This window comes from Maribacter cobaltidurans, assembly GCF_002269385.1.
Classification (GTDB): Bacteria; Bacteroidota; Bacteroidia; order Flavobacteriales; family Flavobacteriaceae; genus Maribacter; species Maribacter cobaltidurans.
On record NZ_CP022957.1, the window covers coordinates 898,668 to 919,380 of the forward strand.

General features: G+C 40.0%; 14 protein-coding genes and 1 tRNA gene. 8 read left to right on the top strand and 7 right to left on the bottom strand.

Annotated features, from left to right (window positions below; translation table 11 throughout):
* The first annotated feature begins 42 nt into the window (after positions 1-42).
* The 3 genes from CJ263_RS03960 (at position 43) to CJ263_RS03970 (ending at position 3,472) form a co-directional block, all read left to right on the top strand.
* Positions 43-126: transfer RNA gene (locus CJ263_RS03960), tRNA-Leu, on the top strand.
* A 462-nt stretch (positions 127-588) separates the two neighbouring features.
* A complete protein-coding gene (locus CJ263_RS03965) occupies positions 589-2,355 on the top strand; it encodes a hypothetical protein (RefSeq protein ID WP_094996074.1) in 1,767 nt (588 codons plus the stop codon).
* Between the two features lie 607 nt (positions 2,356-2,962).
* Positions 2,963-3,472 carry a PepSY-associated TM helix domain-containing protein gene (locus tag CJ263_RS03970; protein WP_094996075.1) on the top strand — a complete coding sequence of 170 codons (510 nt, stop codon included), beginning with the start codon at positions 2,963-2,965 and terminating at the stop codon, positions 3,470-3,472.
* A 74-nt stretch (positions 3,473-3,546) separates the two neighbouring features.
* Here the strand turns inward: CJ263_RS03970 and CJ263_RS03975 are convergent, their stop codons facing one another.
* Genes CJ263_RS03975 through CJ263_RS03990 form a run of 4 tightly spaced genes read right to left on the bottom strand, consistent with a single transcriptional unit; the run spans position 3,547 to position 8,201 of the window.
* Positions 3,547-5,160, bottom strand: a complete 1,614-nt coding sequence (locus tag CJ263_RS03975; RefSeq protein ID WP_094996076.1) for a carboxylesterase/lipase family protein — start codon at positions 5,158-5,160, stop codon at positions 3,547-3,549.
* 14 nt (positions 5,161-5,174) lie between these two features.
* Positions 5,175-6,545, bottom strand: a complete 1,371-nt coding sequence (locus CJ263_RS03980; RefSeq protein ID WP_094996077.1) for an FAD-binding protein — start codon at positions 6,543-6,545, stop codon at positions 5,175-5,177.
* A 9-nt stretch (positions 6,546-6,554) separates the two neighbouring features.
* On the bottom strand, positions 6,555-7,472 hold the full coding sequence (locus tag CJ263_RS03985) for a sugar phosphate isomerase/epimerase family protein (protein WP_094999094.1): 918 nt from the start codon (positions 7,470-7,472) through the stop codon (positions 6,555-6,557).
* Positions 7,473-7,508: 36 nt separating this feature from the next.
* Entirely contained in the window at positions 7,509-8,201 is a 693-nt protein-coding gene (locus CJ263_RS03990) for an NUDIX hydrolase (protein ID WP_094996078.1), read from the bottom strand.
* A 228-nt stretch (positions 8,202-8,429) separates the two neighbouring features.
* On the opposite strand from CJ263_RS03990, the gene CJ263_RS03995 reads away from it, so the two are divergent.
* From CJ263_RS03995 to CJ263_RS04020, 5 genes are all read left to right on the top strand, one after another.
* Positions 8,430-9,626 carry an esterase gene (locus CJ263_RS03995; protein ID WP_094996079.1) on the top strand — a complete coding sequence of 399 codons (1,197 nt, stop codon included), beginning with the start codon at positions 8,430-8,432 and terminating at the stop codon, positions 9,624-9,626.
* Between the two features lie 386 nt (positions 9,627-10,012).
* Positions 10,013-11,164, top strand: coding sequence for an alpha-hydroxy acid oxidase (locus tag CJ263_RS04005; RefSeq protein ID WP_094996081.1), 1,152 nt, complete (start codon positions 10,013-10,015; stop codon positions 11,162-11,164).
* A 148-nt stretch (positions 11,165-11,312) separates the two neighbouring features.
* Positions 11,313-11,951, top strand: coding sequence for a SanA/YdcF family protein (locus CJ263_RS04010; protein ID WP_094999095.1), 639 nt, complete (start codon positions 11,313-11,315; stop codon positions 11,949-11,951).
* Between the two features lie 40 nt (positions 11,952-11,991).
* Complete coding sequence (locus tag CJ263_RS04015; RefSeq protein WP_094996082.1) at positions 11,992-13,242, top strand: NRAMP family divalent metal transporter; 1,251 nt, start codon at positions 11,992-11,994, stop codon at positions 13,240-13,242.
* Positions 13,243-13,338: 96 nt separating this feature from the next.
* Positions 13,339-13,530 (top strand): hypothetical protein, encoded by a 192-nt coding sequence (locus CJ263_RS04020; protein WP_094999096.1) that lies wholly within the window; start codon positions 13,339-13,341, stop codon positions 13,528-13,530.
* An 8-nt stretch (positions 13,531-13,538) separates the two neighbouring features.
* Here the strand turns inward: CJ263_RS04020 and CJ263_RS04025 are convergent, their stop codons facing one another.
* The 3 genes from CJ263_RS04025 to CJ263_RS04035 are packed head-to-tail and all read right to left on the bottom strand — an operon-like array spanning position 13,539 to position 20,562.
* Complete coding sequence (locus CJ263_RS04025; RefSeq protein WP_094999097.1) at positions 13,539-15,458, bottom strand: OmpA family protein; 1,920 nt, start codon at positions 15,456-15,458, stop codon at positions 13,539-13,541.
* Between the two features lie 10 nt (positions 15,459-15,468).
* Positions 15,469-16,455: a PorP/SprF family type IX secretion system membrane protein gene (locus tag CJ263_RS04030; protein ID WP_094996083.1), complete on the bottom strand. Its 987-nt coding sequence runs from the start codon at positions 16,453-16,455 to the stop codon at positions 15,469-15,471.
* Positions 16,456-16,461: 6 nt separating this feature from the next.
* Positions 16,462-20,562, bottom strand: a complete 4,101-nt coding sequence (locus CJ263_RS04035; protein ID WP_094996084.1) for a Calx-beta domain-containing protein — start codon at positions 20,560-20,562, stop codon at positions 16,462-16,464.
* Positions 20,563-20,713: the final 151 nt, after the last annotated feature.

The following is a 20,713-nucleotide window of genomic DNA, read 5'->3' on the forward strand; positions in this document are numbered from 1 at the left end:
GAAACGCTGCTTGTCAGCGTTTTTTTATTCCAATATCCAAACGCTCGAGTGGTGGAATTGGTAGACACGCCGGACTTAAAATCCTGTGGGCATTTGCCCGTGCGGGTTCAAGTCCCGCCTCGAGTACTTACAATTAGAAAAGTCGTGACCGTCGTCGCGACTTTTTTGTTTTGAAGACTTGATCAAATCACATTCTTAATGTTATTCATAAAATATTCTCTACCTACTTCTATTCCTTCTGTAATTTCTTTAAAAGTGAGCAATCCATTTTTAGGTTTGGTTGTGGTAGCATTAGCAAATTAAACTGCTCCATTTTTTTAACTCCTTTTCCCAAATGGGCCTTACCATTCAATATTAAGCTTTGTTGATTTTGTGATGTAACTTTCTTCACTCCCGACTTTGTTATGAATCATATCCTTTCCCGTGTTAAGTTTTCTTAAGTCTATTTCCACAGTATTGATACAGTCAAAAAAATATCAATTATGACATATGTCAGTTTTTAGTTAAAGAATAAAGGTCACATTTGTGTCTTATTTAATCTAAAAAGCGGTTTTGACTAAATCAATACACACCTTTCATATTCCAGTAATGGGATTAGCGTATACCATAGACAGTCCAATACGTGTGGCCCACTATGGAATTTCCTCCGTAATATCTATCATTGACGATGAGCTCATAGAGAAAATGAATTCGTTCTATAGCAAAAAATTCAATTTTCCATATGAAGAAATTTCAAAAAAAGCACAGGATTATCGTGCCAAGCGTATTACCACCTATTTAAATTTAGTGGATACCATTGTTAAGGAAAAATTCTCAAAATTTAAAAAAGAACTAGCTGAAAGTAAATTGGCATTGGAAGATTTTATAGCTACTCTGCCCAATAAATCCAGTATAAAGGAAGGACTTTCCAATCTAATGAATGAAGGTTCTGCACTTAAGGATGACATAGAAAACTTTTTAGAAGTACATTTAAAAGCGGGTGACATTGATGTGAATATCATGACCAAAGTTGATAAGGACAACTTTATTAACAATAAGCAATTGCCTATTGAATTTAACGACGCCCATGCCTCGCTCAGGGGTTTTGCCCATAGTAGACTAAACTCTTCAGTTGTGCTCTCTGCAGGAATGAACCCAAGATTATACAGTTACTTTGAAAATTTCAAAGATTTCTTTCCTGATAGAAATAACCGATTAAAAAAGAAGATTATTCTTAAGGTCAGTGATTATCGTTCAGCAACCATTCAAGGTAAATTTTTGGCAAAAAAGGGTCTTTGGGTTTCAGAATATAGGATTGAATCCGGTTTAAATTGTGGCGGACATTCTTTTGCAACAGAAGGCTTTTTGTTGGGTCCCATTTTAGAAGAGTTCAAAAATAAAAAAGCAGAATTAATTGAAGACACGCACAAGGTTCTTACAAAAGGCCTGCTTCAGAAGGGAATGGAAGTTCCTGTACAGCCTTTAGATTTGAAGATCACCGTGCAGGGAGGTGTAGGCACGGCTGAAGAACACGAATTTTTACTTGAAAATTACCAAGTTGATTCTGTTGGTTGGGGAAGCCCATTTTTATTGGTTCCGGAAGCCACATCAGTAGATTATAAAACCAGAACGTTATTAGCTGATGCCAAAGAAAAAGATTTGTATTTAAGTAATATTTCACCCTTGGGAATTCCTTTTAACACTATTAAAGGGAGTACAAATGAGTACCATAGACAAAAACGTATTGATAACAATAAAGCTGGGAGTTCCTGTCCAAAAAAATATTTGGCGTTGAGCAAAGAATTGGATCCAAAGGGTGTTTGTACGGCTTCAAAAAAGTATCAAGATATGAAACTTCAAGAATTAGAAGCCAACCGATTTGAAATCCCCCAAAATACCTATGAAAATGCCAAAGTTAAAATAACTGAAAAGGCCTGCCTTTGTGTAGGTTTGGCCAATGCGTCTTTTTTGGAAAACGATATTGAAATAAAAGGACAGAAACAAGGTGTGGTTATTTGTCCAGGACCTAATATGGCGTATTTCGACAAGGAAGTATCACTTTCCAAAATGATACAACATATTTATGGAAACGGGTCTGTGCTCCACTCCCCGCATCGCCCAAACATGTTTGTCAAAGAATTGAAAATATATGTGGATTATTTAAAAAATGAAATAGAAACTAATTCAGAAGAAGTTACGACCAAACAAATCAAGAAATGGGAGGCTTTTAAAAGTAATTTATTTAATGGAATTGCTTATTATCAGGATTTGTTTCAAACGGAAATATCGTCTGAAAACCTCAACCTACAAAAGGATTTACTATTTTTCAAGGAAGAACTCAGAGCCATTACTATACCAATAATGAAAGAGGTATAATTTAAGGGCAATAAAAGACACTATCTCAAATAAGTGTGTAATTTAAAGTATACGGGTTGGACCTTTCTAGAATCTGACCCTTTATTAGTTAATGTTTTATAGTTAATGGATGGCGAATGGGCATTCCCGGTCTCCCGAACTTAAATGTTCCAAGATAATTATTGAAGCCTTTTTTGGTAACGGCTTTATTTATATTATTAAAGGCTGAAAGAGTTTAACACAATGGTTTACCACTTTCATAAAAGTCTTTGGCAATGTCAATCACTTGAGAATCATTGATTTTTCTTTCATATGAGTATTATACAGCTCTTCAATAGGGTCGACTGAACTTAATTTTGAAGACAATAATGCATCCCTTTTAGAAGGTAAGGTGGATGTTCAACAACTTCCCTGCCTTTACTATTTTTTGGGTCAGTTGAATATTGGCCTGACTAGGAATAAAGAACTTATTCGAATCAATTGAGCTATATTGACCCTTCTATTACCTACAACCAAGAATTCATTAAACAAGAACACTATAAATTCGGTCATAAATTCATCTTCCCCATTAAACCTTTTGTTATTTTAGGCCTCTAAAATTGAACAATACTAAACAATCTATATCATCATGAGCAGAAAATCAGAGAACACCTTTAGGGAATTTCATCGATATCTAGGCTTTTTCCTAGCAGGAATCATGGCCGTTTATGCCATTAGCGGTATCGTACTGACATTTCGTAACACAGATTTCCTAAAAAAGGAGGTGACCATCACCAAAACACTCCCAGCCGGGTTGAATGAAGAAAAACTGGGGCAGGAACTTCGTATGCGCTTTTTTAAGGTGGACAAAACAGAGGGCGATATGATCTATTTTGGTTCAGGTTCCTACAATAAGGCTACGGGTGAAGTATCCTACACGGAAAAACACCAACCCTTAGTTATAGAAAAGATGAACAAGCTACACAAAATGCATCAGGGCAATCCCTTGTTTTGGCTTGCCGTTCTTTTTGGAATAGGTTTACTTTTCTTTTCCGTATCGGCATTTTTTATGATCAACCCTAAAGCGCCCATTTACAAAAAAGGCATCTATTTTGCCGTCGCGGGTTTTTTATTGACGGTAGTTCTTCTAATAGTATAAATCTGCTTCTTTTTATATAAAACAAAAGCCCGGACCAATGTCCGGGCTTTTGTTTAACTTATTTTGCCTTTCTCTTAATTGGCTCCTACAATTTCAAACAATTCCTTGTCCATTTGAGGTTTTACCTCACAGGTTACGTTAAAATGCATCGTAGCCGTATTCTTTTCATTGTAAGTAGGCCATTCCGGCAAACTAGCTGCATTGGGATTGCCCGTCTTGGCAAAATTGATCCAAGCACTACTCATTTTATCAGCCAATTGGTGGGCCTCCTCGCCTCCTCCGGTCATTTGGTTTGCCAAATCCACCGTATCAAATACAAAGGGTAATTCCATACAATGCAACGCCTTATATTTTCCATTGAAAACTGGGGACTGCCAAGTAAACAGATACATGTAGACATCCGCTCCGTCCTTTAAAGCAGATTTTTCATTCGCCTGCACCACCGCTCCCGGTCTGAACATGGTATCTACGTCCAAAAGATCTTTGGGATCTGTATCATTGGGGTATGCTTTTTTCACGGCCTTTATATAGGCATCGGCATTTTCCTTATACCGTTCCTTAATCTGTTTCAAAATATCTTCTTCAGAAGCATTTACCAATTGCATCGTGGTGAAAGGTGCAAATTCATTCTTTACCGTTCCAATCAATAACGGTATATCTTTGGACATTTTTAAGACCTCGTTGGAATTTACCTGATAGGGCAAATCCGTTCCGTCCAGGCTAGGGCCCCAACTAAGACCAAATCCTATAGCAGGTTTGCCTGCAGTCTGCATTTTTTCAGCTGTAATTCTTAAGGCCTTGCTACTTGCTTCGGACAATACTTCAAAAGGAATATTCTGAATGCTATCCACAGAAGCTTCATCCAACCCTAAAATGGATAATGTTTCGGACGCTATAGCCTGAGTATCCTCTTTTTCCAAAATGGCACTTCTAAACGATCCGCTCTGATTGATGGCTTTATGGAACAAACCCTCGGCCTTGGGCATGGCCATTAAGGTATTTACCTTGGCCCCGCCACCCGATTGGCCAAAAATGGTCACGTTATTTGGGTCCCCCCCAAAATTGGCAATGTTGTCCCTGACCCATTCCAAGGCCAAAACGATATCCAACATGCCGTTGTTGGCAGAATGACTGTATTTATCACCATAGGCAGATAGGTCCAAGAACCCTAAAACGTTTAGCCGATGATTAATGGACACAACGACCACATCGCCTTTTTTACTCAAATTTTCACCATCATAAGACGGTAACTCATGACTTGATCCCGAAGTGAAACCTCCCCCATGAATCCAAAACATCACGGGTCTTTTTTTGTTGTCCGATATACTTGGTGTCCATACGTTCAAACTTAAACAGTCCTCATTGGTATATCCCCAATCATGGTCAAAAACAAATTCCACCTCATCATTGACCGTAGTTGTTGGCGTTAGCAAAGGAGCTACTGGTCCGTACATTGTAGAACTACGAACACCCTCCCATGGTTCCGGTTTTACAGCGGTCTCAAATCTTTCGGCCTTACCGTAAGGAATTCCCTTATACGTGAAAATATCGTTTTGAATATAGCCACGGACCTTTCCATTATTGGTTTTCGTAACCGCCACATCCATTCCGGTCTTCACTTCTTGGGCCACCATGGAAATGGAAACCGATAATAGAAGCAAGCAAATTTTAAAAGTTAGTTTTTTCATTGTTTCAATATTTTTTATGCTTGATATAAATTCTTGTTCAAATAATCATTTTTGAATTTTCCATCGGGATCGTGCTTTTTAGCCAAAGCTAGAAAATCCGAAAACTTGCTATATCTTGAGGACAACACCTTAGGATCAACGTTAAAGATTTTACCCCAATGAGGCCTGAACTGAAAAGGTTCCAGCTCTTCTTCAATCATAGTTACTAAAGCTCCAACTTCCTCAGGGTTTTGTTTCCATGTGAAATGGATCGCAACACAATCCTGCTGATAGCACGGGCTCATCCAATAATCATCGGCTGCAATTGTACGTATTTCGGTAATCATTAATTGAGGAGAAATTAGATCCCTCTTTTTTTCCAGGGCCAATATGGCATCAAGTGCTTGATCTTTAGGTACAAAAAATTCCGATTGTAATTCCTCTCCACTACTGGGCGTGAAACCCATTTTAAAGTGTGGAAGTCTATCATACCAAGGACCAGGAACACCCATTTGGTCCGTACAATTTACAGCGGATAGTTCGGTAATAGGATGTAGGTTTCTTGTCGCCGCCTTGGCACCAAAATACTCGTCGCCTAAATCCTTTACTTTTTCATCGGTTCTTCGCTTGACCCACACCTGACTGATTTTTTGATTCTGCCAGTCCGTAAAAAGACTTACGCTGTAACCACCCGATAAAATGTCATTAAAATTTTCCTTCAGGGATTCCAAAGGAAGTTCCTGAAAGACATCCTGCCGAACATCAAATGTCCTTTGAATATCCAAGGTCATTTTGGTGATAATACCCAAAGCTCCGAGATTTACCACAGCACCATTAAAGGCTTCGTCTCCCCTTTTTAGCACTATAATTTCTCCATTGCCGTTTACCAATTCAATGGCAGCTACACCGGTTGCCAAATTTCCATTGTTAACACCAGAACCATGGGTTGCCGTTGCACATGCTCCAGCAACCGAAATATGTGGCAGAGAGGCCAAGTTGTGCAAAGCATATCCCCGTTCATGTAATTCGGGGGCAAAATCACCGTATTTAGCACCTGCACCCACCGTAACGGTCATATTTTCCTCATCCAAATCAATGACACCATTTAAGTGTTTGGTGGAGATTTGGTTTATTGGGCTATCTGCAATGTTGTTAAAACAGTGTTTAGACCCCAGAGCTTTTTGAGCTTTCAGTTCCTTGATCAACTCTTGGACTTCCTCGGCCGTTTTTGGTTCATATAGGTTCTTTGCCTTATACGTATAATTCCCGGCCCAGTTTTTTCGAACAGGTTCCAGAGGCAAATCTTCCGACATTTTCTTTTTATCCAATTTACAGGAGGCCAAAGGATTTATGGTCGTAGCAGCTGCGAATGCAGCCGTAGTTTTAATAAAAGTTTTCCGTTTCATCCTTAAGGATTATTCAAATCCGATTTCCTTCAACCCTTCATGGCTAATCTTTATAGCCTCCAAAGGTTTTAAGCCATCGAACGTCATATCCTGCTCCACCATATAATATTCCATACCTGAAAGTTCTTTCTTCTCTAAAATTCTACCAAAATCAATGTTTCCTGTACCAACAGGAGCAAATCTTCCCTGATCATCCATATCCTTTACATGCCAAAGTTTAAAACGACCCGGATACTTTTCAAAATAAGCCACCGGATCGGCACCCGCTTTGGTAACCCAATACAGGTCCATTTGGAAGTTAACATTATCAGGATTACAGTTTTCCAGCAAATAATCGATCATGACCACATCATCAGTTCCTTTTTTAAATTCAAAATCGTGATTATGGTACAATAATTTAAGACCCGCTTTACTTGCTTTTTCACCTAGGGTATCCAAAATATCGGCCAATTCTTGAGGTGTACCCTCCATACCCATTGTTCTATCTTCCATGTTGAATTTAAACATCCCCATAGGAGGTACCGGTACCACGAAATATTCAAATCCCGCAGCCGCAACATCTGCCATCATCTCATCTGCATTATCCAGTGTAACGCTAGATTGATGTGTGCTTATAGGGGTAAGTCCAACTTCAGATAAGTAAGCCTTAAAATCAGCAGGGGTCATGTTGTAGAATTTACCATCAGCATAACCTGCGGCCTCTATGTTTTCATAACCCGCATCCGCAACGGCCTTTAAGGTTGACTTGGCATCCGTTCCCATATCATCTCGTACGGTGTATAATGCAAGACCACCAAAGTCCTGAACTTCTTCCACTGGAGTTTCCGGTGTATCTGCCGTTTCATTTGTTTTCTCCGCTTTTTCCTTACAAGAAAAAACAAGGCCAAATGCAACCAGTATAAACGCATTAAAAATTACTTTCTTCATGTTCATTATTGTTTTTGTTAATTATTGATTCAATTTCTATTTAAAGCTATATAGATATGGAGCTTTATGTGCCTTTCCTTGAAATAATTTCTCATGTCTTACCAAAATATCCTGGGAAAGCATTTTTCTTTGAAAGGTTGTTCGGCGCAGTTTTTCTCCCAATACCGCTTCATAGACTTGCTGTAACTGCTTCATAGTAAATTTAACGGGCAAGAGATTCATCCCCACCAGTTTTCGCTCCAAATTTTGCCGAAGGACTTCCAATGCCTTTTTTACCATTTCCCCATGATCCATCATCAAGGATGGAAGTTCGTCAATGGGATACCAATTGATACTATCTGAAAGTTCATCTGGCTTAGGTTCAACCTCTTCATAGTTGATCGGGGCATAGTAACCAATGGAAACAAATCGTCCCATCATCCAACTGTATTTTTCCCTATCCAAATCATTTTGGGTTAAAATTTTATCCATCGCTGCCGGATCGGACCGCTCTAAACTACCAAAGGTGTAGAATTGCTCCAAATAAATATCCTGTATACCGGTTCGTTGCCTAATCCCATTTTTTACCGCATCCTCCAAGTCTTCATCCATGCGTACAAATCCTCCAGGAAGGGCGAACAATCCTGTATTGTGGTATTCCAAAATAAGGATTTTCAACTGAGTCCCATTAAAGCCAAATATTACAGAATCATATGACAAATTTTGAATAAAGTCCTGCTTTTTCTCCATAGTCTTCAATTTTCACGCTCTAATAATCCCAAAGTATCAAATAACGAACAAAACAAGAAGAAAACAAAGTATTATTGTAACAAAATGAGACAATAATTAAGCAATTAACTTTGGGCAGCGCTTTTTTTATATACATTTGTTTGTTTTCATATTATAAATATCTCATTCTAAAAGTGAATATATATTAAAATCCAACACTTAAAATAATTTCGATTTAAACTTTTTAAAATGACAAAAACAAGAATAATGATTGCCCTTGTAGTGCTTTTGGCAGGACTAAAATCAAACGGACAAGAAGCCTTATTTGGTGGACAGGAAATTGTATCTCCGGAGATAAATAAAGATAAAAGCGTAACATTTCGATTATTAGCGCCAGCGGCCGATTCCGTATTCATAACTGGTGATTTTCTACCTACTACGAAAATGAAGACTCCCATGGGTGAAATGGACGCCCCGGGAAAAAAGTTGTTATCCAAAAATGGTGAGGGTCTTTGGACTTACACCACCGAACCTTTGGCCTCTGAATTATACAACTATAGTTTTATTGTAGATGGAATGACGGTAAGGGATCCAAACAACCCCTTTGTCATTAGGGATGTGTCTTCATTAACCAATATTTTTATTATCGGGGGAGGAAAAGCAGACAACTATAAAGTAAATGATGTACCCCATGGTACCGTTGCCAAGAGGTGGTATGATTCACCCGGACTTGGCATGGATCGCAGAATAACAATCTACACCCCACCTGGATATGAGGATTCCAAAGAAGAATATCCTGTACTCTACCTTCTTCATGGAGCCGGAGGCGATGAAGAGGCTTGGATGGACTTGGGACGTACCTCACAAATTATTGACAATCTTATTGCAGAAGGAAAGGCACAGCCAATGATCATAGCAATGCCCAATGGCAATGTTACCCAGGATGCCGCACCCGGAATGGGCAGTGATGGATTTTACAAACCTGTTTTCATGGCCCCAAAAACTATGGACGGTACGTACGAGGCAAATTTTATGGACATTATCAAGTTTGTTGAAAACAACTATCGCGTGAAGGCGAATAAAGAAAATAGAGCCATTGCCGGGTTGTCCATGGGCGGATTTCACTCCTTTCATATTTCGAGATACTATCCCAACACATTTGATTATGTAGGACTATTTTCCGCAGCCATCATGCCTAGGGAGGATGCCACAGGAGAAGTATACAATAACATAAACGAAACGCTTGAACAACAGTACAAAAATGGCCTGGAATTATACTATATCGCCATTGGAAAAACAGACTTCCTGTACAAAGCCAATCAAGACCTAAAAAAGCAGTTGGACGAAATAGGAATGCCTTATGAATATGTTGAAACGGACGGTGGACATATTTGGCGTAACTGGCGAATATATCTAACCGATTTTGCTCCTAAATTATTCAAATAGAAACTGACTCATTACTATTAAAAAAGCCCATTCCTTAAAGGATTGGGCTTTTTTTGGGCTATATAACTTTAACAGGTTAAGACTTTATTAATACAAAAGGATATCATAATACGGCAAAATTCGACAGAAAAGTCTTTCTAACAAATATTATTTGAATGCAGAACATAAATGTCCCCGAAAATCAAAATCCTTTATAAAACATTTCAAGAAGTTTCTCTTCATTTAATTATAGCGTTGGTAGAGCTGCAAGTGAAGAACAATGGAATGATGCTCGGGGTCTTCACTAGGTGCGGCCATGGCCCTTTCGGGGTTGAATTAAATTCCAAATTCCTTAAAAAAATTATTCACTAAAAAAACATGTATCTTTTATCTCCAAATAATAAAGCATGGCAGCAAATTTTGACTCCAATTACCCTTCTGTTGACGATCTAAGAAATAAAGCGAAATCAAGAATTCCAAGATTTGCCTTTGAGTATTTGGACGGGGGCTGTAACGAGGATGTAAGTTTGGCTCGGAATACAAGCGATATCAGAAAGGTTCAGCTAGAACCCAGGTACCTTCAAAACTATGGTACAAGTTCCACCAAAACAAAAGTGCTGGGTATGGAGTTTGATGCGCCTTTTGGTATCGCCCCTGTTGGATTACAGGGGTTAATGTGGCCCAACTCCCCCGCCATACTTGCCAAAGCCGCATTTAAACATAATATCCCCTTCATTTTAAGCACGGTAACCACCATGAACATTGAAAGGGCGAGTGAACTGACCGAAGGGAATGCCTGGTTTCAATTGTACAATCCAGTTGATGATGGTATTAGGGACGATGTCATTAACAGGGCACAAGCGGCGGGATGTCCCGTTTTAGTCTTACTTTGTGATGTTCCTACGTTCGGGTTCAGACCGCGGGATTTTAAAAACGGATTGGCCCTGCCGCCAAAAATGTCAATCACCAACATCCTTCAAATTCTAGGAAAACCCACGTGGGCATACAACACCTTGAAATATGGCCAACCCACTTTTGAAAACTTAAAACGGTATACCCCAGAAGGACTTAACTTAAAGCAATTGGGAGCCTTTATGGACAGGACATTTTCGGGGAAACTTAATGCAGAGAGAATAAAACCGATCCGGGACAAATGGAAAGGCAAACTGGTATTAAAGGGCGTGGCCTCCGAGCAGGATACCAAGGATGCCATAAAAATGGGGTTCGATGGCATCATACTTTCCAACCATGGAGGCAGACAATTGGATGCCGCCCAATCCACTATCGGCACTTTACAGGACCTTGCTGGAAAATACGGTGACCAAATCGAAATTATGCTGGATAGCGGGCTACGTTCCGGACCGGACATTGCTCGGGTTATGGCAAGCGGCGCGCAATTTACCTTTATGGGACGTTCTTTTATGTACGGTGTGGGTGCCCTCGGGGCCAAAGGAGGGGACCATACCATTGGAATGCTCAAAACCCAATTTCAACAGGTGATGGACCAACTTTGTTGCGAAAGGGTCGAGGACTTACCCAAGCATCTGATTACCCGTTAAAAGCAGTTCAACTATCAGCAAAACCATCGCGAAGAAAAATTAGCAGGGAGCGAAATCGAAAGATTATCTCCGACAAGGATACCACAATGAAAGAATGCCTATTTTTGAGTGATTCAGAAGAACGTTGATGTTCTTTAAAAAATTACGGATGGTGCGCAAAAATGCTATTAGATTATTGATTGCTATAACATGTATCACTTTAATAGCACTAGTTGCAAGTAACACCATCATCAATTCCTTTGCTGTTGGCAAAACTTTTGATTCCCTATCCCATGTTCCAAAAAATAAGGTAGGCATGATATTGGGAACGGCAAAAAAAATCAAGGGTGGAGGTCCAAATCCATATTATGACAATAGAATAGCTGCCATAGTTTCCCTGTATGAGGCAAAAAAAATCGAATTCATTTTAGTGAGCGGTGATAACGGCAGTATTTACTACAATGAACCTACTACGATTAAAAACGACCTTGTAAAGGAAGGTATACCTGCCGAAAAAATATTCTTGGACTATGCAGGGTTCAGGACTTTGGATTCCATGGTAAGGGCCAAAGAGATTTTTGGACTGGAGCAAGTTACCGTAGTTTCACAAAAATTCCATAACGAGCGTGCTATCTATCTAGCCCATAAATTCGGATTAAGGGCCATTGGGTTTAATGCACAGGATATTGATCTGGAGTCCGGTTTAAAAGTACAACTTCGGGAATACTTTGCCCGGGTGAAAGTATTTATAGATTTGGCATTGAAAACACGTCCCAAATTTTCTGGTGACGAAATTAAAATTGAATGATTACATTTAGGTCTGATGAGACTTGTTGGTCGATTTAATTATGGACAAACTTAGAATTCTGATTAAAAACTTGGGGCCCGGATTACTTTTTGCCAGTATGGCCATTGGTACTTCCCATTTAGTTTTGTCGACTAAGGCGGGTGCCCAATACGGTTGGATAATGATTATTCCAATAATTCTGGCCAATATTTTTAAATATCCATTTTTTGAATTTGGAGTTCGCTATACCAGCGTGACCAACAAAACCCTTATAGAAGGATATCTTAACAGGGGAAAAGGTTATTTATGGTTTTATGCCTTTATAACACTTTTTTCGACCTTTACCATTTTAGCGGCACTTTATACTGTCACGGCCGGCCTGTTTATAAATCTATTTAAAATCACTGGGGTATCCTTAAGCATGGTTGCTTTGGGGTTATTTGTATTTATTAGCGTATTGCTCATTGTTGGCAAATACAAATTTTTAGAAATTAGTCTAAAATTTGTTGTTAGTATTTTATTCATAGCCCTAATAGTAACTACAGGGTTAGTTTTGTTCAATGGACAGACAATTCCAGTGGAAAATTTTGAGCCTACACCCATTTTTAACGAAGTTGGTATATTATTCCTAATTGGTCTAATGGGTTGGATGCCCACCACGGTAGAAGCTTCAAGTTGGATCAGCCTTTGGAGTATTGAAAAATGGAAGACCCAGGAAAAACCCACGTTAAAGGAATCGTTACAAGATTTTAATATTGGATACTTCTTAACAGGATTGCTCGCCATATTTTTTATGTTGATAGGCTGGTTTACCTTATATGGTACCAATACAATACTAAGTGACAATGCCGTTAGTTTTGCGGATCAAGTGGTTCAGTTATTTACAACGCATATAGGCCCATGGGCCTATATTTTCATAGCAATATCTGCCTTTGCCACCATGTTCAGTACATGTATGACAGCCCATGATGCGGTAAGTAGGGTTAGTTTGGATATATTGGATTTGTTATTTCCAAAAAAGGGTACCCTACAAACCAAACTGAGTTTTGCAATTACAGTGATCTTACTTGCGATAATAAATTATGTAGTCATTGCAGCTTTTGCCGCCAATATGGGTAATTTGGTAGCATTGGCGACATTTGTGTCTTTTGTGGTCGCTCCACTAATTGGTTACATGAATTTAAAAAATGTCATGAGCAGTGATGTAAGTCCTGAATTTAGGCCCAATAAATCCTTGCAAATACTAACCTACCTAGGCATACTTTTCCTTTCACTATTTTCCGTGTACTATTTCTGGATTATCATATTTTGACCCTACTTAAAACCTTTATAAGCGGGGCCTAACGGACACATTTGGGATTGGTCGTTGATTTTTAGACCTTTGCACCTGAATAATGCAAAAGAAACCATGAAGCTAATCTCCATTAAAAGAAGAACTAGAACGGAAAGAAGGTACACGCAAAAGATGGGTGTACTATACACCGATGTGACCTATATTAAAAAATCCCTTTTGGGAATTCCCTTTAAAACGATGCACAAGTATCGGGGTACGTATTATGGGAAAATCAAGGGATGTGAAGACTGTGTATTGGCCAATTAGGATTTCAATCAATTATTCACCACTTCTATTAAAGTCCGCTCATTTTGTTTGTGAAGAAAATCCAAACAATATACACCATTGGTACAATTATTTTTAATGTTTTCTTCTCCATACCCTACGGACTCTAGTATAGTTTCTGCTGGCACACCTTTGCTTACCAAATAATCGCGAATGACATCGGATCGTTGTTGTGATAATTTTTGATTGCTTGCACTACTGCCCCTACTATCTGTATGGGTCTCTATACGCAACCTTACATCCGGAAAGTTTTGTACCGCTTCCACAACTTTATCCAATTCCATGGTAATTTCTGATGTCAAATTACTTTTCCCCTTGGGAAAGTAAAACTTTCTAAGTTTAACAACCCTCTTGCCTTCAGTTTCCTCAACCAAATCCTCCAACTGTAATAAGTCAATGGTGTACGGATTTTTTTGGATTTCGTCCAATTCACTTCCAGAATAGGTTCTTGAAAAGGCTGAAAACTCTCCTTTGCCCGACTGGAGAACAATTTCTTCCTGCCAGGGAATTTCAAAACTAAAGTCACCATTTTCATCGCTATAAAGTTCCTTCAACAGATTTCCCTGTTTATCCAGAATACGAATTTGTGCCTTAGGAATACTAAGATTTGTGGAGGCATCCACCACATTTCCCCGTAGGGCAAAAGTCTTAAGACCTGGGATACTTTCCATCCTAAACGAATAAATATCGTCACCGCCTTTTCCGCCTGGTCTATTGGAGGCCAAATAACCCGTGTAGCCGTCATTACCTTTCCTTATAATAAAACCAAAATCATCCTCCTTAGAATTGATGCCCTCTCCAAGGTTTACGGGAACTCCATAAATATCACGGCCCTGTATCCTGGACTTATAAACGTCCATACCTCCTAGCCCATAAAAAACATCTGAGGAAAAATATAGACTGCCATCAAAAATATAAGGAGCAATCTCATTTCCAGGTGAATTAATTCGAGGACCCAAATTAACGGGCGCAGACATCACCTGCCCATTATTGGTCGCTACATAATAAAGATCCGTACCACCATAACTGTCGTCAAAATTTGCCGCAAAGTAAAGTCTGTCCGTACTATCATCATAAAATGGATAATAGAAAGAGGTACTCAAATTCTTCAATAGAAATCTAAATTGACCGGAATTATATAACATTCCCAAAGCGAGGGAATTCTTTCCGTTCTCATCGTAGGTCATCTCTCCTTCTTCAGAATTGGACAAAATATAGAATATCCTATTGTTTTCTTCAGAATAGTAGGGCGTCGATTTATGAAATTTGGAATCGGGTATCATGTCGAACAGATTGACCGTTCCTGTTTTCCCATTGTCGCTTATGGAAACCTCGTAAATATCCAAATAAGACTCTCCGGAGGGCTCATATAACCCTTTCGACTTTAAAGGTCTACTACTACTGAACAAAAGTTTATTCTTGTAAAAGGCGGGGGAGAAATCGGTTTGAGCTGTATTTAAAGAAAGATTGACAAGCGTTACTTTATTGGCGTCCAAGGCTCCTTTTCCCAATATTTCAAAATTGAATTCGGCATTATCCATCAATTCATTGGAAAGCAAAGGGGATTTAGACCTTAGAAAAGTTTGCACCCTATCCTTACTGGATGTTTTGGACAAGCTCTGCAACAATTGGTTGAATTGATGCACAGTCATGATCGTATCGTTCTTATTGACTTCTTGATATAATTCCGAAGCGTTTTTATAATTCCCCACTTTGAAGTAAGAATCCGCCAAATTCAATAATTGCGAATTGCTCAAGGGGCCTTTTTGTCTTTCTTTTTGATACTCTGCTATGGCCTTTCCATATTGATATCCATAGAAATAGTTATCCCCTTTGGAATTTTTACCCTGTGAAACCATAAGGCCTGGCAAAAAAATCAACAATAAGAAAATATACTCTTTAACCTTCATATTCTTCAATTTAGAAAAATCTTGGAGAATCAATTTGTTTCGGTTTACCTTTAGAACCTTTATTATTCTTTTCACTAGAACCTCCAGAACCTTTTCCAAGATAAAACTTAAGTATGACCTCGTGGGACCCGCTATTAAATTCACCCAACGGATTAGTATTGTAATCGTACGAATATCCAATAAAGGTACCATTGGAAATCTGGAACCCTGCCAAGCCACTGAATGCATTTTCCACACGGTAAGAGGCACCCAAGGTGAATACATCGTTTATTAAAAAGTTTGTGGAAATATTAATATTCACTGGTGCACCTTTCAAGGTGTTAATAAGAAAAGCTGGCTTGAACTTTAAATTATCCGATAGATCAAAAACATACCCACCAATAAAATTGAATTGCAGCTTATCCTCTACAATGGAGGCAACATCATCGTTATAGATTCCTTCCGTTAAAAAATTGGGCGCCGATGCTCCCAAATACCATTGATCAGAATACATGAACAACCCCGCTCCTATGGTTGGATAAAATCTAGTTACCTGCTCTTGACTTAAAGGCTCGCCCGGGTTTTCAAAAGTTCCTTTAGAAAAATCCACGTTCAAAAAAGACCCACCGGCATCCATACCAAAGGATAATTTGGTCTCCTCCGAAATATTCACCTGATAGGAATAGGATATATCTGCATAGGTTTGGGTAACTGGCCCCAATTGATCATTGACCACGTTGAAGCCCAATCCCATGGTCTCATTCTTAAAAGGTATATTGGTTCCAATTCTTATTGTTCTGGGTGCACCCGGAATATCTATCCATTGCGCCCTGTACAATGCCGCTATTTCAGGCGTTTCAACGGTTCCTACATAGGCAGGGTTGAAACTTCCAATATTGTACATGTACTGGGTATATTGAGGCTCCTTTTGACCAAAAACATGGGTTGTACCAAAAAATGTACAAACGATTATTCCCAGGAATATATTGAATTTTGCTCTGTTCGTTAGGTATTCCATTATTGTCTATCTAATTAATTGGATCCAGCCTTTGTCCGTCTGGCTTTCCATAGGGCCAAAATCATTAACCAAAGTATATTGAAGCACATAGAAGTATGTACCTTTGGGCACTTCTTTACCCTTAAAAGTACCGTCCCATACATCTGCAACGGATTGGGTTCCGTTAGGTACCGTATCCGACCCCTCAAAAATGGTATTTCCATACCTGTCCACAATGGATATGGAATATTCTATACCCATACCGATATTGGTTATAGGGTCTTCAAGATTTAACCTTAAAACATCGTTCGTTCCATCACCATTGGGTGAGAATTGGTTAAAAAGAAATCCTGGATCCGCAGGGGTTCTTTCGTTGATGGTTACTCGCTGGGTACTTTGATTGTTGGCGGCATCTTTACTGTCCCTTGGCGAAGATCGATTCAATATTGCTGTATTGCTAAAACTACCCACAGCGGTTACCCTTCCTGTAATTTGAAGTTCTACCGAGTTTTCCTCCCCAGCCAGTATGGAAGGTATTTCCCAAATCCCTGTGGCATTATTATACAGCCCAATATCAGCGATATACGATTCATATTCAAAAAGAGCCTCTTTACCTTCCTCTATAACATCACTAATTATTACATTATTGATGGCTTCTGCAAAATCAGATGCATTGGTAAGATTGGTCACTGTGATGGTAAACGTTATCTGTTCGCCCACCAAAGGGGTTTCATTATTCACTGACTTTTCTATGGCCAAATCTATCCCTTCGTATACTTGCGTTTCAATTGGGAGAGTTGCCTTATCATTATCAGGATTATCGTCTAAGGGCGTTGAACTAATTAATTCCGCTGTATTCGTGTAGCTTCCATCCTCCAGCACTACCGCTGTAATATCCAAAGTGGCTGATTCCAATGCCGGTAAATTGACCATAGTCCATGTCCATGATTCGTCAAGTGGGCTATATTCTCCTAAAGACGTTGTATGGGACACATAGTCAAATCCCGTACCGGTCAAATCATCAACTATGATAACCTCATCCACTTGTTTATCCGTTAGGTTCCTTACCGTTATGGTAAACGTAATTTCATCTCCCGGAGCTACATTTTCACGATCCGCCTCTTTAGTAATTTCCAGATCAACTGGACAGTCCGGGCTAGAATTATCTGGGATACAGGCATTTTCATTCGCCGGATCTTGTTGGTCGTTTACCCCATCGGCATCTGTATCTTCCGTATTGGAATCCAAAGCGTCTATGATTCCATCCCCATCCTCGTCCAAAGGGTTTTGAACATCGGGACCGACTTCCTCCCCGTCCAAGATTCCATCACCATCGGTATCCGGGTCGTTGGGATCCAAATCCAAGGCTACTTCCTCTCCTGTAAGCAAACCGTCATTATCGTCATCTACATTACATTCGCTTACCGTGATTACAACATCCACAGAAATATCGGTACATGGGGCCGTTGCCACATTGGTCGTGTAAGTAAATGTATATTGGCCATTGGGAACCCCTTCAAAATCCACTTCATTATCTGCATTTATGGTCAGGGTATTTCCATTGGTCGACCAGGTTCCCGAGCTTGCTCCAACCAATCGACTGTCCAAGTCAATGATCGAATTACCAAAGGCAGCGATACTACAGGCGCCCCCATTCGTAACCGTGCCCGTTATAGGTTCATTACCTATGGTCGCAATAACCTCAATCCGTTCGGAAGCGCAACCATTGGAAACGGCTTCCACATAAAAGCTTGTAGTTTCGGAAATAGTAGGAGTAATAAAGTTATCCCCAGCTCCTAAAGGCGTATCTGCATCTATGGCATCATACCAATTAAATAGAGCTCCACCAGTTGCCTCCACAGAGAGTTGCACATTGGAAGGTCCACAGGCCTCCCCGTCCGTCACGTCAACAATCACAGGAATAATATTCAAGAAAAGTTCCACTTCAATCGTTCCACTGGCACAATCGTCAGTAAAAATTTCAGGTGTACCGTTGTCATCCAAGAAGAAACCAAAGTAAGAACCCTCCAAGGTAGGATTGTCTACCTCAGCTGGCAATAAATAGGCATTCTCGTTCAACGGATTGCTGCTAGTACTCCAAACCAATCTAGTGGAACCTACCCGGCCGGCTGGTGGCGTTGTACTGGTATAATCATTTAAACTGGTAATCGTGGTATTCTGAAAAATGGGGGTAGGGCCCGTCTCCGCTTCCACACCACAAAACGTGGTTTCCAAACTGGTATCCAGTATAGGTGTATCCGACACACAATTGTCGTCATCGTTTATGGTTCCGGTAGCCGTACCTCCTCCGCTCGTTTGTACTCCGGGATTATTAGGAGTTCCCAATTGTACCGTGAACGTTTCACTATCTTCAAGAATTTGATCGTTATTGATGGCCACTGTGATTTCTTCTGTCTCACCGGCAGTACCTGCAAAACTTAGTGTACCAGGCGTGGCGGTAAAATCCGTTCCCCCTCCCGTGGCGGTCCCATTCGTAAAAGTATATGGAACCGTAAATCCACCTGTAACTGCCAAATCAAGCGTCACCGTGAAAACTAGGTTTCCTGATGGAATATTCTCATTTATTGCAACATCGGCAATGGTTAGGGAAGCGGTATCATTATCTACGTTGATAACAGCAATATCTGCAACAGCTCCACCTCCCAAACTATTGTAATTTGAATCTGTAGAAACCACATTTCCTGTTACTATGGTATAGTTTTGATTCCCATCTACAACGGCATCATCCACTCCGGTTACAGTAACAGGGACCCCCGTATTCCAACTACCAGGGGGGATACTCACGGGAGAGGACACCGTTCCTTCTCCCGTATCACTACTTGACAAAGCAACGCTTACTGCCGAAGTAGGCTGGCTAGTAAGGGAAATAGTGAATGTTGCGGTTCCTCCTGCCTCGGTTGTATTTCCACTTATAGCTGAAACTACTACCCCGGCGCTATCGTTGTCCTGAATATCAATGGTTTCAGTTCTTGTGGGAATTGGCCCAAGCGAATAACCTGTACCAGCGACCAAAGTAAGGATGACGGTTTCAGTAGGTTCGACTATATCATCATCTATGGGCGTAATCACGATGTTGGCCGTTTGCTGCCCATTTGCTATGGAAACTACCCCCGGTATATTCGTATAATCCGTACCACTTGTTGCCGTTCCATCTATAATATATTCAACCTCTATAGGACTGCCTGTTGTATTTGGGCTGCCAAGGTCTACCGTAAAAGTAGCGGTATTGTTCGCCGGGGTATTTTCTGCAGCTGTATCATCTGGGGAAGATATCGTGGCTTCATAATCATTGTCCAAAATATCCACCGAAGCTTGGGTGGGCGTACCAATTACAAAAAGTGGATTACCTGTACCAGTTAAGGTTAGAATAACATTTTCAGTGCCCTCCGCCAAAGTATCGTCCACTGGATTGATGGTAATGTTCCTGGAGATGGTTGTGCCATCGCTTGGAAATGTAAAATTCCCGGTGAAGGCATAATCAACTGTTTCCGTAGCAGTACCTGTAAGTGTATAGGGCACGGTAAAAGGCAAACCTGTGTCATTGGGATTGCTCAGTAAAATTCGAAACCGGGCAATAGCACTCCCCTCTTCCGAACCCTCTGGAATGACCGGTATGACCGTAAAGGTTCCTATATCATCATCCAATAAGGTAATGTCCGCTGAACTTGCACCTAAGTCAATGGTATATGCGCCGGGCTGAATGACCCATCTCACCAGCTCATCACCCTCCACCAAATTATCATCATCAATATTCAAGTCCACCGTAGCCTGTCCTGAGCCCAAGAATGTAGATACCGTTACTGATGGTGGCAAGGCATCATAATCAACATTGGGAGTTGCCGTACTACCAGGATCGACAGAAAGAAAAACTTCAACGTCAACACTACCTATAACTATTGGGGCTCCAGTTACACTAATGGTAAACTCCCCATCAATTGTCCCCGCTTCATTTGCCGTATCTATTGAAGCAGTTATGGAAACGGTTTGCCCGTATACATCCCCACCAAAAAGACCGAAAGCTAAAAAAAGTACTAAAAGAAAGACCGACTTCTGAAACGTAAGACGTTGGACTCTATTTAATATGCGGAAGTTATTATTCAATTTCATAGCGTTTCTTTTAAACACTGGGCAGCGTTCCAAAATGCCCAGCACATCATAAAAACAGAAGCCAATATTACCAAAAAAATGAGCCTAAACCGTTAATTAACAGATTAAACAGCCATTTTCTTGATAAACTACCCTTTTATAAGAAATATAC

Coding starts and splice junctions, on each gene's coding strand:
- CJ263_RS04035 (WP_094996084.1), bottom strand. CDS start 20,562: ATGAAATTGAATAATAACTTCCGCATATTAAATAGAGTCCAACGTCTT.
- CJ263_RS04020 (WP_094999096.1), top strand. CDS start 13,339: ATGAAGCTAATCTCCATTAAAAGAAGAACTAGAACGGAAAGAAGGTAC.
- CJ263_RS03990 (WP_094996078.1), bottom strand. CDS start 8,201: ATGGAGAAAAAGCAGGACTTTATTCAAAATTTGTCATATGATTCTGTA.
- CJ263_RS03970 (WP_094996075.1), top strand. CDS start 2,963: ATGAGCAGAAAATCAGAGAACACCTTTAGGGAATTTCATCGATATCTA.
- CJ263_RS04005 (WP_094996081.1), top strand. CDS start 10,013: ATGGCAGCAAATTTTGACTCCAATTACCCTTCTGTTGACGATCTAAGA.
- CJ263_RS04030 (WP_094996083.1), bottom strand. CDS start 16,455: ATGGAATACCTAACGAACAGAGCAAAATTCAATATATTCCTGGGAATA.
- CJ263_RS03995 (WP_094996079.1), top strand. CDS start 8,430: ATGACAAAAACAAGAATAATGATTGCCCTTGTAGTGCTTTTGGCAGGA.
- CJ263_RS04015 (WP_094996082.1), top strand. CDS start 11,992: ATGGACAAACTTAGAATTCTGATTAAAAACTTGGGGCCCGGATTACTT.
- CJ263_RS03975 (WP_094996076.1), bottom strand. CDS start 5,160: ATGAAAAAACTAACTTTTAAAATTTGCTTGCTTCTATTATCGGTTTCC.
- CJ263_RS03965 (WP_094996074.1), top strand. CDS start 589: ATGGGATTAGCGTATACCATAGACAGTCCAATACGTGTGGCCCACTAT.
- CJ263_RS03985 (WP_094999094.1), bottom strand. CDS start 7,472: ATGAAGAAAGTAATTTTTAATGCGTTTATACTGGTTGCATTTGGCCTT.
- CJ263_RS03980 (WP_094996077.1), bottom strand. CDS start 6,545: ATGAAACGGAAAACTTTTATTAAAACTACGGCTGCATTCGCAGCTGCT.
- CJ263_RS04010 (WP_094999095.1), top strand. CDS start 11,313: ATGGTGCGCAAAAATGCTATTAGATTATTGATTGCTATAACATGTATC.
- CJ263_RS04025 (WP_094999097.1), bottom strand. CDS start 15,458: ATGAAGGTTAAAGAGTATATTTTCTTATTGTTGATTTTTTTGCCAGGC.